The following is a 15,266-nucleotide window of genomic DNA, read 5'->3' as shown; positions in this document are numbered from 1 at the left end:
ATCAGTCTCCGTAGAACACCCAGTACTTGGACAGGGTGAAGTGCAGGGCGGTGATCACGGCGATGGCGAGCAGCAGCACCCAGGCCAGGGCGGAGGCGTATCCCATGTCGAAGTTCACGAACGCCTGCTGGTAGATGTACAAGGTGTAGAAGAGCGTCGAATCCACGGGGCCGCCGGTGCCGCCGCTGATCACGTGGGCCTGCGTGAAGGCCTGGAACGACCCGATGGTCTGCAGGATCAGGTTGAAGAACACGATCGGCGTGAGCAGCGGGATCGTGATGTGGCGGAACATGCGGATCTGCGATGCTCCATCGACCCTCGCCGCCTCGTACAGCTCTTCCGGGATCTGTCGCAGGCCGGCCAGGAAGATCACCATCGGTGACCCGAAGGTCCACACGTTCAGGATGATCAAAGTCCACAGGGCGCTGTCCGGGTTCTGCAACCAGTTGGTGCCTTGAATGCCGATCAGGGCGAGTGCCTGATTGACCAGTCCGTCGTGCCCGAAGATCTGCTTCCAGAGCACCGCCACCGCCACGCTGGTACCCAGCAGCGACGGCAGGTAGTAGGCACTGCGGTAGATGGACAGACCCCGCAGGCCGCGATCCAGGACCAGCGCGAGCATCAGCGCGAACACCAGCTGCAGCGGCACCGAGACCAGCACGTACAGGGAGGTCACGCGAGTGGAGGCCCAGAACCTCTCGTCCCCCACCATCCGCTCGAAGTTGTCGAACCCGACGAACGTCGGGGTGGACATGATGTTGTAGTCGGTGAACGAGAGATACAGGGAGGCCAGCATCGGTGCGGCCGTGACCAGGACCAGCCCGATCAGCCACGGCGACATGAACGCGTGCGCCGCGAGCCCCTGACTTCGCCGGCCCCGCCGACGCGGAGGAGACGGGCCGACGGACGGCGACCCGGGCGGTCGCTCCTTCGCGCGGAGGGCGGCCGTCATGCGTCCTCCTCGCCGCTGGCGGCGCGGTCGATGCCCTGGTTGATCTCCTCGATCATCGCGGCCGCTGCCTCCGAGATCGTGGAGCTGCCCGTGGTGACCTCCTCGAGGGTGCGCGTCATGACCGTGCGCCAGGTGCTCGACCCCGGAGGAGCCTCGAAGCGAGGAGAACGATCCGCCTCGCGGTCCTCGGAGACCACCTCGAGCATCGCGGTCTCCGCGGGGGAGGCGAATTCGACGTACTCCTCGGCCACGCGCGGATTCACCGGGGCGCCCATGGTCAGGCCCACGACCTTCAGCATCTCGACGTCACCGGTGGTGAAGTTGAAGACCTCTCCGGCGAGCTCGGCGTTCGCGTCACTGGCCTCGGCGTAGATGGCCTGGCGCGGGAAGTACAGGAACTGGTGACCGTCCGAGGCCGACGGGTCGACCGGCAGGTGGGAGAGCGCGAACTCGAAGTCGGGAAACATCGTCGCGTCGTCGACGATGTGGTTGGAGTTGCTGAACCAGGCCAGGCAGCGGTCGCCCACGTCCTCCCAGCTCGCGCCCACACCGTCCTGCTCGCCGATGGTCGGGGTGGCTCCCGCTTCGCGCAGGTCCTCCCACCAGGCGATCCAGCTCTCCAGGCCTTCCTGGGTGTATCCGATGCGGCCGCCCTCGCTCCACAGCTGCTCTCCGCGCTGGCGCAGCCAGCCCTCGAAGGGCAGGTCCGCATCCGCGGCGTACGCCACGCCCCAGCGGTCTTCGCTCTCGGCGGTGTACTCCTTGGCGAACTCCGCGAAGGCGTCCCAGTCCCAGGACTCCGGCCAGTCCACGCCGTCCTCCTCGACGAAGGTCGCGTTGTAGCGGATCACGGGGACGAAGACGCCGAACGGCATGGTGTTGTGCTCGCCGTCCAGCAGGAAGTCCTGGATGTCGGCGTCGGCGTAGTCCGAGAGGTCGAGGCTCTCCACGCCGTCCAGCGGACGGTAGAGCCCGTTGGAGTAGTAGGTCATGACCTGCGCGGAGGGTATCCAGAAGATGTCCGAGACGTTCCCGGCCGCCATCTGTGTGGTCATCCGTTCCTGGAAGGCGGAGTATTCGGCGAACTCGACCTTGAGGGCGAGATCCTCGTTCCCCTCCGCCATCAGGTCGAAGGCTTCCTGGTAGTTCTCCTGCCTCACGTTGTTGCCCCAGAAGGCGTAGCGGAGGTTGCTGGCGGAGTCACCGCCTCCTCCTCCCACACCGCCGCAGGCTGCCAGGGCGCCGGCCCCGGCTGCTGCTCCGGCACCCATGAAGAGACGTCGTCGGCTCAGGTGACGCATTGCTGTACTCCCGTCGTTGGAAGGAACGGGGGCCTCGTAGCCCCACGCTGACAATCCTCGCTACTGTCAGATTGTCTGTCAAGAACACATGCCTAGTTGTTATCTTCGTATGCATGGGGCGGGCCGGTGGTCGCTCCGGCCGACGAGAGGACGACCGCGCGGGACGGACGTTCCCTGCGCGCTGATGTCCCGTCTCTCAGAAGCGGATGGCGATCGCTTCGAAGACGTCGATCTGCGGCGTACGCAGGTGCACTGTCCCTGCGGACCAGGACCATTCGAGGGCGTGATCGGCGACCAGGGCGTGCACTTCTCGGGGCTCAGCAGGGCACGGGATCTCTATCTCTGCTGGGGCGGTGGGGATCGGGTCCACGAATCTCTGGGGGCGCTCCCCGCTGCGATTGAGCAGGTGGACGAGCAGCCCGCGCGCGGAGCGCCCGGGGACGATGCGCAGGTGCGGGGGCAGGGTGGTGTCCCATCGCAAGTGCGATCCGCCGGTGCTGGTGACCAGTTCGGACAGTGCCTCGCCGACGGCGGACAGTCCCAGCTCGCGCAGGGCCTGTCCGGGCAGCCAGGGCAGCACGGTGACCGTGCCGCCAGTGGGTTCCTGCCAGGAGACGCGTCCGGGATGGCCGGTGTCCTCGTTCCCGTAGCACTTCTCCGGTGGCCCGTAGAGCGCGCGCCCCAGCACCGGCCAGTCCGTCGTCGGCCCGCCGTCGGCTCCCGGAGCACCACTGGTCCCGAGCACGCGGAACTCGCCCAGGGCCGGGACGTGCACCGGCCCGCGGGGCCCGGCTGCCGTTGTGTCCGTCGCGGGGCCGGGGAGGCTGGCGCCGATGTCCAGGTGCAGGGAACGCAGCGACTCCTCGGTGTCGAACACTGCCTTCAGGGTCACCCGGTCGCCGTCGGGGTCGACCTGATGGACGCCGCCGGACCACGCGGAGCTGCCGGTCGCGATGACCGCGCCGCCGTCGGCCACGAAACGCCGGAGCGTGCGGACGGCCGGGTCGGGCAGGGCACCCAGATCCGGCAGGATCACCAGGTCGAAGCGGGCTCGGTCCAGGGTCGCCAGTGCCGAGGCATGGAAAGTGGCAGCAGGGATGTGCGCCTCGGACAGCGCGGAGTGCCAGCCTTCGAATTCGGCGCGGCTGCGGGCGGTGCCTGCGGGCCGCACCAGCGCGGTCCGCGCGATGGAGACGAGCCCGGCGTAGTCCTGCTGGTGGTCGCGGTGGAAGCGGGTGATGCGCCCGCTGCGCTCGAGCGCCGGGAAGGGGCTGTGCGCCGGGGTGCCCATGATGTAGGTGGAGGGTTGGGCGCCGTGGGCGATGGATTGCACGGCGTACTGCTCCAGGTGGCGCGGGTCCTCGCCGGCCCAGCGGTAGGGCATGTCGACGAACGCCACGGCATTGACGAAGACCGGCCGGGCGGGGTTCTCCGAGCGTGCCGCGTCGACAGCATCGGCGGTTCCTTGGTGCCAGAGGTCGCGGCCCACGGCGTTGTTCGCTTCGTGGAAGGTGATGTCCGCGCGGTCGCCCTGGATGAGCGCGGCGTCGGGGGCGAGGTGGCGCACGTGCGCCTGCATCCGGTGATGCAGATCCGAGAGCACCCCGTCGGAGAACTCCTTCCACCGTGCGTAGCCGGCATCCTCGGGACCGTGCGGGAGGGACAGTTCGGGCGCGAAGTGGGCGAAGCCGCGCAGGCAGGCCTCGCAATGGCAGACGCCCCGGTACTGGCGGCTGTAGTCGACCTCGTTGAAGGACATCCAGTTGAAGAAGAACCCGGAGATCGGGTACTTCTCCAGCACCTCGGCCACGATCTCGAACATCTCGCGCTGGTAGTAGTCCCCGCTGGGGCACACGCTGCGATAGCCGTTGTAGATCTGGGGTTCGCCGCGTGGGGAGACGAAGCACCATTCCGGGTGCCGCTCGGCGCGGGGGGCGTCGATCTTGGAGAAGTCCATGCGGGCCAGCACCCGGATCCCGCGGTCGTGGGCGGCGCGGGTGGCGTCCCCGATCAGGTCTCCGGAGGGGCGCTGCGCGAGATGCGGGTTGACGGTCTGGGAGGCGAGGCGGCTGGGGTGGTTGGCGATGATGCCGCCCACGCTCAGCAGCCAGGTATCGGCGCCGTAGCCCTGGATCGCGTCCAGCGCGGCCTGGACGTCCATGCCGGCGTCGATCTCCCGGAGGTTGGTCTGGAAGGTGCGGAACGGGGAATCCCACCAGTGCTTCAGCGCCGAGTTGTCGGGTTCGGCCGCGCCGGGGGCTGACCGAAGATCATGCGCGGTCATCGGGTGTCCTCGATCAGCAGGCGGAACAGGGCCGAGTGGTCGAGGTCCTGCCACTGGCGGGAGAGCGCCTCGTCCATCTGCGCGGCGACGGTCTCGGTGCCCGGCAGGGCGATGCCGCGATGGGAGGCGGAGTCCTGCGCGAGGCGGAGGTCCTTGCGGTGCAGGCGGAGGCGGAAGCCGGGGTCGAAGGCGCGCTCGACCATGCGCGCGCCGTGCAGCTCGAGGATGCGGGAGCTGGCGAATCCGCCGTCGAGTGCGGCACGGACCCGCTCCGGGTCGATCCCGGAGGCCTCGGCGAGTGCGAGCCCCTCGGCGACCGCCTCGATGGTGAGGGCGACGATGATCTGGTTGACGACCTTCGTGGCCTGCCCGGCGCCGGCGGCGCCCATGTGGGTGATGCGGGCGCCGAGGATCTCCAGCAGCGGCATGGCCCGCTCCACGGCGGCGTCCTCTCCCCCGACGAAGATGGTCAGGGCGCCGTCCCGCGCGCCGACCTCCCCGCCGGAGACCGGGGCGTCGACGTACTGGCCGCCGGCCTCGGTGACGGCTGCGGCGAACTGCTCGGTGCGCACCGGGGAGATCGAGCTCATGTCGATCACGAGGGCGCCGTCCTTCAGCGCGTCGAGCACGCCGCCCTCCCCCAGCAGCACCGACTCGACGTCCGGGGTGTCCGGGAGCATGAGGATCACGACGTCGGCGCCGGTGGCCGCCGCGGCTGCGGAAGGTGCCGCCGTCGCTCCGGCGTCGACGAGGTCCTGCGAGCGGTCCTTGACGCGGTGGATCTGCAGCTCGTGCCCGGCTGCGAGGAGATTGCGGGCCATGGGCGCACCCATGACGCCGAGTCCGATGAATCCGATTCTCATGCTTGTCCTCCAGGCTGTGTCGCGGCGGTGTCGGTCGGGGTCCAGGTCACGTGGACGACTTCGAGGTCGTCGATGCGGTCGATCGGGATGTGCAGCTGCCGGCCGCGCACCTCGGTGCGGGCGGGGGCGCCGGCGATGACGAGTGCGGCGCTCTGCAGCTGCGCTCCGTCGGGGATGCGGAGGGTGACCTCCTGGTCGTGCAGAGGGAGAGCGTCGTGGCGCTGGCCGCGCATCGCCATCGGGTCGGTCAGGTTCACCACGGTCACCGCGATCTCGCCCTCTCCTTCGCGCACGGCGAGGTCGACCAGGCCCTTGCCGGTGACCTGCACGCGCGCTGCCCGGTCGCCGAGGGCCCAGGTGACGGCGCCGGCGATGAGGCGGCCGTGATCGGATTGCAGGGCCCGCCAGTAGACCTCGCCGATGTCGAAGGCGATGTAGGCGGTGCGCCCACCGCCGGAGTGAGTCCGGGTCACGACGGCCGGCGGGGTCTCGCCCGGTCGCGGGTAGACCTCCTCCATGGGGAGGTCCGGGTAGTCCGGCACGAAGCGGAAGGCGACGTCGGCGCCGGGCAGCGCCTCGATGTCCAGCACGTGGGCGCCGGCGAGGATGCGCTGCGCGCCGTCATACCCGACCGTCAGCGGATGCCCGGATTCGAGGGTCATGTACTTGTTCTTCAGCGGGCCGCGCAGCCCGCCACCGGTGAGGCGCACGCCGTGCAGATCACCGAAGGCGAGGGCGGGTTCTCCGTCGCTGCTGTGGGTGAGACCGGCATCGAAGGCGGTGACGAGGCTGCCGCCGCGAGATACGTAGGTCTCGATCGTGGTGATGGTTGCCGGATCGAGGTTCGCGCCGGACGGAATGGCGAGCACCCGGACCTCGTCGAGGCGCTCGAGGGTCAGGGCCTCTTCGGCGATGTATTCGAAGGGGATGCGCGCTTCGACGAGGGCCTGGTAGACGCCGTCCTCATGCGCCCCTCCCCCGTGGCCGTGGCCGAAGGGCGTCGCGGCCGCGCGGTTCACGCAGTCCAGCAGCGCGACCTCGGCGGTGTGGCGCAGGTGGCCGGTCGTCTCGTCCACGCGGGCGTGGAGCTGGAAGGCCTCGGCCATGGGGGCGACCCAGCGGTCATCGAAGCGTTCGGCCTTGAACTTGGTGAACCACGGGAGTGCGCCCTGGGCGAAGCCGTCCACGACGAGGCCCCGAGTCTCGTGCGGATCGGCGACGGAGTCCTTCCAGCGCAGTTCGTGGTCCTCCGGGCCGACGGAGGTGATGAGGGCAACGGGCCGATCGGGGTACAGGCCGCGGGCGCGTTTGCCGATCCGGCCCGAGGTCCAGGACGGTTCGATGCCCGAGCGCCCCTGCTTGTCGACGAAGAACATCGGGTAGCGGTCCTCGACCAGGTCCCGGTCGAGATCGCGGGTCAGGGCCGCGCCGCGGTTGGGGATGAAGCGCACGTGCGGGCGGATCGCGCGCACGGCGTCGTCCCAGTGGACCACCAGTTCGCTGAGCCGGCGCTGGCGCCACGTGGTGAAGGCGGGCCAGGCGGGATCGCTCGGATCGGTCTCCACGGGGAGGTCCTGGCCGGTGTCGGCCTGGAATGCGGCGCGGGTGACGGGGTTGTAGCTGACGCGGCGGCGTCCCTCCCACCGGTTGGCGAACACGGCGTCGATGTCGTACTCCCGCACGATCTCCTGGGCGATCTGCGTGGTGAACTCCCAGTGCGAGGTGCTCATGGGGTCGGTCCACCACAGCCCGGGCATGGATTCGTGCTCCACCGGCTTGCCATCGAGGCCGTGGTCGAGCCATTCGGGGTGGGCCTGGGCGGCGTCGGCGTGGACGGCGTGCGGATCCACGCGCGCCATGACGTGCATGCCCAGGCGCCGAGCCTGTTCGACGAGTTCTCCGAAGGAGTCCCGGTCCCCGAGCTGGGCGCTGCGGTAGTGGTACGGGATCTGGGTGGGATAGAAGGCCATGTAGCCGCCGGCGCTGAGGCACAGCGCGTTGGACTTGGTGCGCTTCATGACGTCGACCCAGAAGTCGACATCGAGGACGGGCGGATCGTCCTCGGTGAAGGTGAGCTGGGTCCAGCGGGTGGCGCTGAGGAACCATTCCGGGCTGCGGGTGCTGGGGGTCGTCTCCAGCAGGGCGTCGTCGATCGTCACTGATCTCCTCCAAGGGGATGAATTGTCATACATGCTGACATGTCTAGCGTCCCGTGGCAAGATGTCGCCATGGACTCTCATGGATTCAGCTGGCACGGATACCCGGTGAGCGCGAACGTCTCGCTCCTGTTCACAGAACTCCCCTACCTCGAGCGCTTCGCCGCCGCAGCGGCCGCGGGCTTCAGGACCGTCGAGACCTGGTGGCCCTTCGCGGCGGCCAACCCTCAGCAGGCCGAGCTCGACGAGCTGGTGCGCGCCCTCGACGGCGCCGGGCTCTCCCTGACCGGCATGAACGTGTTCGCCGGGGACATGGCCGCGGGCGAACGCGGCATCGCCTGCCGCCCCGAGCGCGCCGACGAATTGGAGGCGTCACTGGTGGCGCTGCGGTGGATCGCCGAACGCACCGGATGCCGGGGCTTCAACCTGCTGCACGGACAGGTGCCGGACGGCGCAGAGGCCGAAGCGCTCCGAGCAGCGGTGCACTCCTATCGGCGCGCCGCGGAGGTGATGGCGGACCTCGAGGGCGGCCCCGGCGTGATCCTCGTGGAGCCCTTGGCTCGCGGACTCAACGGGGCATACCCCCTGGAGACCGCGGAGGATGCGCTGTCGCTGATCGACGAGGTCGGCGCACCGCACGTGAAGCTGCTGCTGGACACATTCCACCTGGCCAGGAACGGCGAGGATCTGACGGGGCTGATCGAGCGCTCGAGCGGCCGCATCGGTCACGTGCAGCTGGCCGACGCTCCCGACCGCGGCGAGCCCGGCTCGGGAGTCGTGGACTTCGAGGCGATCGGAACCGCGCTGCGCGCCTCGGGCTACACGGGCACGGTCGCCGCGGAGTACAAGCCCACCGGCGAGACGCTCGGCACCCTGGAATGGTTGCATCACTCGACGGCGGCGGAGCCCCTGGCATGATGTAAGCCCGGACAACATGTCCGACATGTTGACCGCAGACGACGTCGCCGGGGATGGCGGCTTGGACGGAAGGAGCTGCCATGGCGACAGCGACAAGCCAGTACAAACTCGGACCCGCCTCCCTCACCGAGGCACTGTTCGCCTCGTTGCGCGAACGCATCATCAACGGAGAGATCTCCCCGGGCGAGAAGGTCACCGAGCAGCGCGTCGCCGACGAGTACGGGGTCGCACGCCCCACGGCGAAGGCCTGCCTCGAGCGGCTCACCTCGTTGGGCCTGCTGCGCCGCACCGCCCACCGCACCGCGTCCGTTCCCCAGTTCGACGCCACCGAGATCGACGACCTCTTCTTCAGCCGCACGACGTTCGAATCCGCGGCCGCCGCGCACCTCGCCCGGGAGAAGACCCTCACCGACGAGATCTCCCGCGCGCAGTCGGCGATGAGCCAGGCCGCGGACCGGGAGGACTTCCGGGCCCAGGTGCAGCACGACATCGACTTCCACTGGGCACTCGTCAACGGCGTGCACAGCGACCGCCTCGCCCGCATGTACGAGATCATCGCCGGCGAGATCCACCTGACGATGGGCCAGTTCGCCGCCCACCGCCGCACCTCCCCCACCACCGTGGTCAGCGAGCACGACTCCATCATGGACGCGATCCGGGCAGGCGACGTGGACGGGGCGCAGGCGGCGCTGACGGAGCATCTGTCCCGGGCGCATGAGCGGGTGCGGGGGCAGATCACGGGGGGCTAAATCTAGTTCATCAGCCGCGGGTCCGGAGAACCAGGCGATCCCGCGACGTACCAGTAGGCAATAGAGCGATCTAGCACATCTCAACGCAGGCCAAGGGCGGACTACGCCCCCTTCTGACTAACGGGTCGGGCAAAACCAACAGACCCGTTGACCCTTTCCGTGCTCGCGTTCTTGTGCGGCGAGCAGCGCATCGGCCTCGTCGAGAGTCGCTCCGTACAGGAAGGTCTCGCGTACCCAGGCAGCGGCCGCGCCCGCGGGAGGGCGGCGGAGATGCGAAACTCGTGGTTGCCGAGGGTGAGACGGTGGGAGGCGTCTACAACCTTTGGGCGCTAGTCATCCTCCGCGCGGATGCTCGTGATACAGCCGCTCGTGCCGACCACTGTCCTGCCCCCGTCCCGAAATTCACCAAGACTAAAACCTACGTGCTGGTCGTCGCCGAAGTCGGATCCTCGGCTTCCAAGGCGAATAGCGCCCCTGAGTGGAGAAGCGGGCGACTACTGCGCAATAGTTCCTGGGGTGAGCCGAGGTGCAGGTCCCCCTCACGCTAATCGCGTAGTCTCGTTCACTGGAAGCCTGCCGCCCAGGCCATCCCCGCAGACCGTCCCACACACACGGGAGTTTGCTTCACGTCAGAAGGGAATGACGAGTGGAACCTGCATGGCGGAAGATCGAGCCCCAGGGATTCGACATGCGAGGCCAGCTCGACGCGGTCTCGCACACGCACTTCCGCTTCGCGAGCAGGCGCGTGCGCGATATCTGGAACAAGTGGGCAGATAGAGTCTCCGAACGAGACTTCGATCTCGCAGACAGCCTCACCCCGGAGATAGACAGCGAGGTGGACATCGCGTTCCAGGAGCTCATGAGAGCCCTTCAGCGCACCCATCCACTGGCCTCCACTTGGATCCTCTTCGGCGAACGCACAGATCCCTTCGATCTGCAGTCCTACGCCACCCCTAAAGGCGGCGAGACCTACTCGCTCGCTCGGGGTGCGTGGATTATCGGCGCCTTCGGCAAAGGGGAGCACGCCGACCGCATGACGGCCTACGCGACCTTCAACAAGTATGTGCGCTGGTGCGCAGCCTTTCTCGCTCAATGGAACCTGAGGTCGCACCGAAACGACCCTGCACAGCATCATTACCTCGGAGAGAAGATTGCGGCTCATCGGATCCTCGGCAGCGAGACCCGCATGCGATGGATCGCGGAGGAGATCTGCGACGCCTTAGGCACCTGGGTCGACGCCAGCCTCGGCGAGACGAAAGAAGTCGTCGGCGCCCACATCATGCACAACATCTCGAGAAATGTGGTGTCGACCCTCCGCAGGCTCGGCTCACTGGCCAACGCACACAGAACGAATCCGGCTCAGATCACTCGACTCGACCGTACAGCGAGCGAACAGCTGCTCCTGGAATTGCCCGAAGAGACGCTAGCCACCGTGACAGCGCCCCCACAGGAGCTCTCGAATCGGTCTCTTACCCTCGCCCTCCAGGGAGAACTCTCGGATCTGTGCCCCTTAGTCCAGGTCGGGGATCGCACCCTCGTTCTGAATCGATCCGCCTGGATCGTCGAGCGCGATCGCTCGATGCTGAATGCTGTCATGGGGATGGCCCCCTCGGACCGCGAGGGGGAGCCTCTCGAGGAGATCAGCCGGGCACTGCTGGAAAAATGGGGGCCCTCCGACCTCGCGTGGTCGACCGGTGACGTCATCGCACCGCGCGGTGGAGGTAACGGTGACGAGACTGACCTCTTCGGCCTTGGCGCGCAGGCGGTCGTGATCGGAGAATGCAAGGCTAATAGGCTCTCAAAGAACGACCGCAGTCTCGATGCCAACTTCGAAGGGCGAATCCTAGACAAGGCCGCTTCTCAGGTCGCTCTGCGGATCTCCCACTGGAAGGCGGGATGGCGTCCCCCGGAGCACCTGAACGCCCCGGCTGAGGCCACGGGACTCATCGTCACCCTCTCAAGCTACGCGGGCGGTGTCTGGTCGGAGCCCCACTTGCACGTTAACGACGAGGTGGTTGACGTCGCGGTGCTGCCGCTCCATTCCCTGATCTTGGCGGCGAGCGTCATCCCGGACGCCGCATCCTTCACGGAGTACGTGAATTGGCGCACCCGCATACTCACGATCGGCCTCGTGGCCCCCGACGAGCTCGAGCTCGCGCTGACTTTCGCGAGCCAAGGATCGACCGTTCCGGAGCAGGCCGCCGAGAACGAACGCCTGACCTTCCGCGGGTACGAACTATCTGCTAACGCAGTCGCGGAACTCGATCCGCGACTCTTCGCAGGTGATGCCAACTGGAGGGAAAGATACTTTACTGAGATCTGGAAACACTCGACCCCCGCGTCCCCTCCGTGGTGACCTGTCTGAGGTGTTCTAGGAAGTCTGATCCAGAGGCCGATCCACCGGTGAGGATTCATGAACGCGAATGCCACAGATGCGCGCCACGGCGTCGTAGAGCGCACGACCCCGCATCTTCGAGATCCTCACCGAGAAGACACAGATCGTCGACGACTACGCCCGCGAATCCACTGCCAAGGGCCTCAACCGCGAGGCGATGAGGACCCAGGCATCTAGGTCGTCGGAGCTGGCGAAGATCGCTCGCAGGAGCACCGCTCCGACGTACAACCCCGTTCCATCACTGTTGCGCCGCTCGTCGACTGTCGGTCCTGGGGTTCAGAATCTGGTCATGGAGATATCGATACCGCCGGACGAACTGTTCCTCACAGTTTCAATCAGCCCCGCAGACGGGGACGATTACGGCGCGCTCCGGCGACTCACTACAAACATCGAGTGCATGCACGACGAGGGATATGCCCGACATCATGCTGGCCGGGTATCCGGCTGGCTCACCTGGGATGCCTACGCCACCGACCTGATAGACGCGGGTGATGCGATCAGCCATGACGCCGTGGTCCTGGCCACTACCGCACGCGAGTTGGTCGACTCTCCCGCCGCCCCGTTCATCGACGCCGTGCTCCTGATCGATCGCATGACGCTCGCCGTTGACCACCGCGGGCACCAGCTGACGGGAACTCTAGTCAATAAGCTGGTGGAGCTCCTGCAACTCGAGCCCGAGGAGACGCTAGTGGTCCTTCAGCCCGAGCCGCAGACAGATAACGGCCCCTACCCCGATGGTCCAGCGAAGGATCGTGCCATGGCTCGTCTTCAGAATTCCTACCGAGTCGCGGGTTTCGAACCATGGGGCTCCTCGGACGTGTGGTGGCGCCCTCTTGGTGACTTCGCGGCATCGTGACCATGGTGTCACTCAGCTCCAGCTACTCGCACCGGGTGGACACTGTTCCGGGTAGCCACAGCCACTTCTTGCCCGGCCCAGGCTGTTGTGCGGGGGTGCCCCGCAGACAAGTGACTTTCGCGAAGCCCACCGAGGAAAGGCCCCATGGAGAACATCCTGAGTCTCATCGGCGCGTTGACCGCCCTGGTCGGCGCATGCATTGCGCTGTCCGCGTTCACCCGGGAATCGAGGTTGCATCGGCGCATCACCCGATTGCACTCCACGATCGAGCTGATGAGGCCGGCATCCAGCCCCATCCTCGAGCGATCGCTTCGCAACAGCCTGGCTGAGCTGCAATCTCGGGAAGCTCTTCAGGAGCAGCAGAAATCCGCACGCCTGCTCAGCACCACTTTCGTGCTGGCGACAGCTCTGCTCGCGTGTGCTCTTGTGACGGCCCTCCTCGCTCGCGCGCTACCAACGCTGAGCGTCGTTGATCCCACATCGCTGCGCGCCCTAGTTCCTGTTTGGGCGGCCATCTCACTAGTCACCGTCGTGGCGCTCGAGTACGGATATCTCCTTGAGTTCAAGAGGAAAGACTTCGAGAGAGCTTTCGCCCTCGGCATAGGACCACCCGACGACAAGGTTGTCCTCGAGTCACTCCGCGACGTCAGAGACAGCAATGTTCGACGCTCCATCATTGCCGCCGTGATGTCCACAGCAGCCGCCGGCTCCGCGGGAGCCTCTCTCAGCTTCATGGCGTTCGCCATCGCAGCCCCGGAGTACGTCATGTTCTTCGTTGCCGTGTCAGGCTCACTGGTGGCCACCGCCGCGAGTCTCTATATGCAGGGGCGCGCTCCGCGTTTCCGCGGCAAAGATGCCATGTTGTCGCCCTGGCCGTCGTCCTCCGACTTCCCAGGCAGGGGATGAGGCGACGGTGCGTTTCCTGTAGCACTTCTGGCATCACCCCATTTGCCTCTGCCCTCAGCGGGGCCACCCTGCCGGAGTAACGGCCACCGCCAGGGAACCCGGCTAAGGTCTGCTTGAGGGCTGCTCTGGAAATCTGCCCAAACCGACAACTGAGGGAGACTTCCATGGCGCACCTTCTCCGCGTCGACCAAGCATCATCACTCCGGGTACCGGTGACGTCGATGTCAGAACAGAACCTCTATGAGGCGCAGCACCTCGAGCGATGGATCGTCGAGCACCCCGAAGTGATCGACGACGGCCTGAAGGTAGTCACGACCCAGTTCAGCAAGTGGGCGTCGCAGGACGGCGGGACGGCTCGCGAGGCTCTGGACATACTGGCGCTATCTTCCAGCGGACAGACCGTAGTGGTCGAGTTAAAGCGCGGTGGCGACCGGAAAGTGCATCTCCAGGTGATTACCTATGGCGCCCTAGTCGCAGGATTCGACCGTGTGATGTTGGCTGAAGCGTATGCCCAATGGCGCCGACGCCGTGGGGCGGTAATCACCGACGAGCAGGCTCTCGACGAGCTCACTGAACATCTCGAGTCCGGGTGGGACGACGAGATCCTCAAATTCCCGAAGCTTGTATTGGTTGCAGAACGCTTCCCGGATCAGGTACTCACAACTGTCGATTGGCTCACATCCACGGTAGCCGAGGCGTTAGAGATCGAATGCCACGAATACACTTTGTTCCAAGATGACACTGGAATCTTTGTGTCATTCCAGAAGCGTTTTCCGGTCGAAACTATCGAGGGGAGCCTCCTTCGTCCGCTCGGAGCGGCGGATTCAGGAGAGGTTAAACAGCGAATCGCGACGATCAAACGCCGCGCCCGTTCCGTCGCCGTAATCACTCAACACCACGGCATCCCCGATGGCGCAAGCATGGATCTCGACGTCGCCACTCTTGTGAAGCCTGCAATCGTCGCGGAATTCGAAGAATGGTTCGACGCCGATCCGGTGCGTAGCGACATCACCTGGGTCACCGATCCGATTCGACCTTTGCGGTGGGCCGCCCACGAGGATCCCTCCGCACGATGGACGCCAACAGCTCTGCGCAATGAGCTCTTTGCGCAAGCAGGTGTCCCCCGCGGAAGCTTTTCCGCAGCTGACGCCTTTCGGTACCGAGGGCGGAACCTGTACTCCATCGCGGCAGAGCTTCACGAGGAAGCCAGCGGTACCGAAGAGGACTAATCCTCCCAGCTGGCACTAAAGTGCGAAAGCCACAGGGGATTCTCTGCCGAGACCGCTGTCGCAGCGTCCAAGGACGACCCTGCTGACAGACACCCTCATCGACGAGGCGTCATTCGAGACCGCCCTCGAACGACGCCCGCGTCGCGATCTCATGAGGTGGTCTTCCGCCTGCATCGACGAACGCCTGCCAGAGCCGCATCGCCTGGCTCGGCGTGACGAGGTCGAGCCGACGCGCGAGCCGGATGAGCTTCCACGTCCCGACGCACTCGATGGGATGTGCCCAACCGATCGCCGCACGGTCATCGGTCACGAACACCGCACGGAGCATGCGCTTCTGGATGAGTGTGATCGACTCCGCCTCCCCCAGATGCTGCTGAGGGTGATCGCCGGGTGGCGCCATCTGTCGGCGCAGCTGCCTGATCGCGGTGTGCTCTCCAGCTTCCGGATAGAGCGGCTCACCGAGCAGCTCGTCTGCGGCATCGACCAGGCCCGGGAGGTCGAGCTGGTGCTGCTTCCGCGCGCATTCGGTACGGATCGAGCCTGTCCACCGCACGTTGTCGCGCAGGAGTGGCCCGAGCACCGGGATCAACCCGGGCCGATGAAAGTTCACAAGGACCGACGTGTCGTGGAAGAACAGAAAGGGCGCGTCAGTCATCG

The 15,266-nt window shown here is 66.5% G+C and carries 12 protein-coding genes; 6 read left to right on the top strand and 6 right to left on the bottom strand.

Annotation, left to right across the window (positions count from 1 at the left end):
- Position 1 precedes the first annotated feature (1 nt).
- From INT51_RS19360 to INT51_RS19340, 5 genes are all read right to left on the bottom strand, one after another.
- Positions 2-952 carry a carbohydrate ABC transporter permease gene (locus tag INT51_RS19360; protein ID WP_193107027.1) on the bottom strand — a complete coding sequence of 317 codons (951 nt, stop codon included), beginning with the start codon at positions 950-952 and terminating at the stop codon, positions 2-4.
- Entirely contained in the window at positions 949-2,253 is a 1,305-nt protein-coding gene (locus INT51_RS19355; protein WP_193107026.1) for an ABC transporter substrate-binding protein, read from the bottom strand. Before INT51_RS19355 ends, INT51_RS19360 begins: the two co-directional genes overlap by 4 nt.
- A 196-nt stretch (positions 2,254-2,449) precedes the next feature.
- Positions 2,450-4,537: an alpha-amylase family protein gene (locus INT51_RS19350; RefSeq protein WP_193107024.1), complete on the bottom strand. Its 2,088-nt coding sequence runs from the start codon at positions 4,535-4,537 to the stop codon at positions 2,450-2,452.
- Positions 4,534-5,400, bottom strand: coding sequence for an NAD(P)-dependent oxidoreductase (locus tag INT51_RS19345; RefSeq protein WP_193107022.1), 867 nt, complete (start codon positions 5,398-5,400; stop codon positions 4,534-4,536). Before INT51_RS19345 ends, INT51_RS19350 begins: the two co-directional genes overlap by 4 nt.
- Positions 5,397-7,559, bottom strand: a complete 2,163-nt coding sequence (locus tag INT51_RS19340) for an alpha-amylase family protein (protein WP_304502261.1) — start codon at positions 7,557-7,559, stop codon at positions 5,397-5,399. The genes INT51_RS19345 and INT51_RS19340 overlap by 4 nt, the downstream gene beginning before the upstream one ends.
- A 69-nt stretch (positions 7,560-7,628) precedes the next feature.
- Between INT51_RS19340 and INT51_RS19335 the strand changes: the two genes are divergently transcribed.
- From INT51_RS19335 to INT51_RS19310, 6 genes are all read left to right on the top strand, one after another.
- Positions 7,629-8,474, top strand: a complete 846-nt coding sequence (locus INT51_RS19335; RefSeq protein WP_193107020.1) for a hydroxypyruvate isomerase family protein — start codon at positions 7,629-7,631, stop codon at positions 8,472-8,474.
- 80 nt (positions 8,475-8,554) lie between these two features.
- Positions 8,555-9,223, top strand: coding sequence for a GntR family transcriptional regulator (locus INT51_RS19330; protein ID WP_193107019.1), 669 nt, complete (start codon positions 8,555-8,557; stop codon positions 9,221-9,223).
- Between the two features lie 646 nt (positions 9,224-9,869).
- Entirely contained in the window at positions 9,870-11,579 is a 1,710-nt protein-coding gene (locus tag INT51_RS19325; protein ID WP_193107018.1) for a hypothetical protein, read from the top strand.
- Positions 11,580-11,907: 328 nt separating this feature from the next.
- The gene (locus INT51_RS19320; protein ID WP_193107017.1) at positions 11,908-12,474 is read left to right on the top strand and encodes a hypothetical protein; all 567 of its coding nucleotides are present in this window, start codon (positions 11,908-11,910) and stop codon (positions 12,472-12,474) included.
- Positions 12,475-12,618: 144 nt separating this feature from the next.
- On the top strand, positions 12,619-13,380 hold the full coding sequence (locus INT51_RS19315) for a hypothetical protein (protein WP_193107015.1): 762 nt from the start codon (positions 12,619-12,621) through the stop codon (positions 13,378-13,380).
- Between the two features lie 164 nt (positions 13,381-13,544).
- A complete protein-coding gene (locus tag INT51_RS19310; protein ID WP_193107013.1) occupies positions 13,545-14,609 on the top strand; it encodes a DNA-binding protein in 1,065 nt (354 codons plus the stop codon).
- Positions 14,610-14,718: 109 nt separating this feature from the next.
- On the opposite strand, the gene INT51_RS19305 is transcribed toward INT51_RS19310, so the two are convergent.
- Positions 14,719-15,264 carry a hypothetical protein gene (locus INT51_RS19305; RefSeq protein ID WP_193107011.1) on the bottom strand — a complete coding sequence of 182 codons (546 nt, stop codon included), beginning with the start codon at positions 15,262-15,264 and terminating at the stop codon, positions 14,719-14,721.
- Between the last annotated feature and the right edge of the window lie 2 nt (positions 15,265-15,266).

Source organism: Brachybacterium sp. FME24 (assembly GCF_014897705.1).
GTDB lineage: Bacteria > Actinomycetota > Actinomycetes > Actinomycetales > Dermabacteraceae > Brachybacterium.
This window is presented reverse-complemented; position numbering and strand designations above follow the sequence as displayed.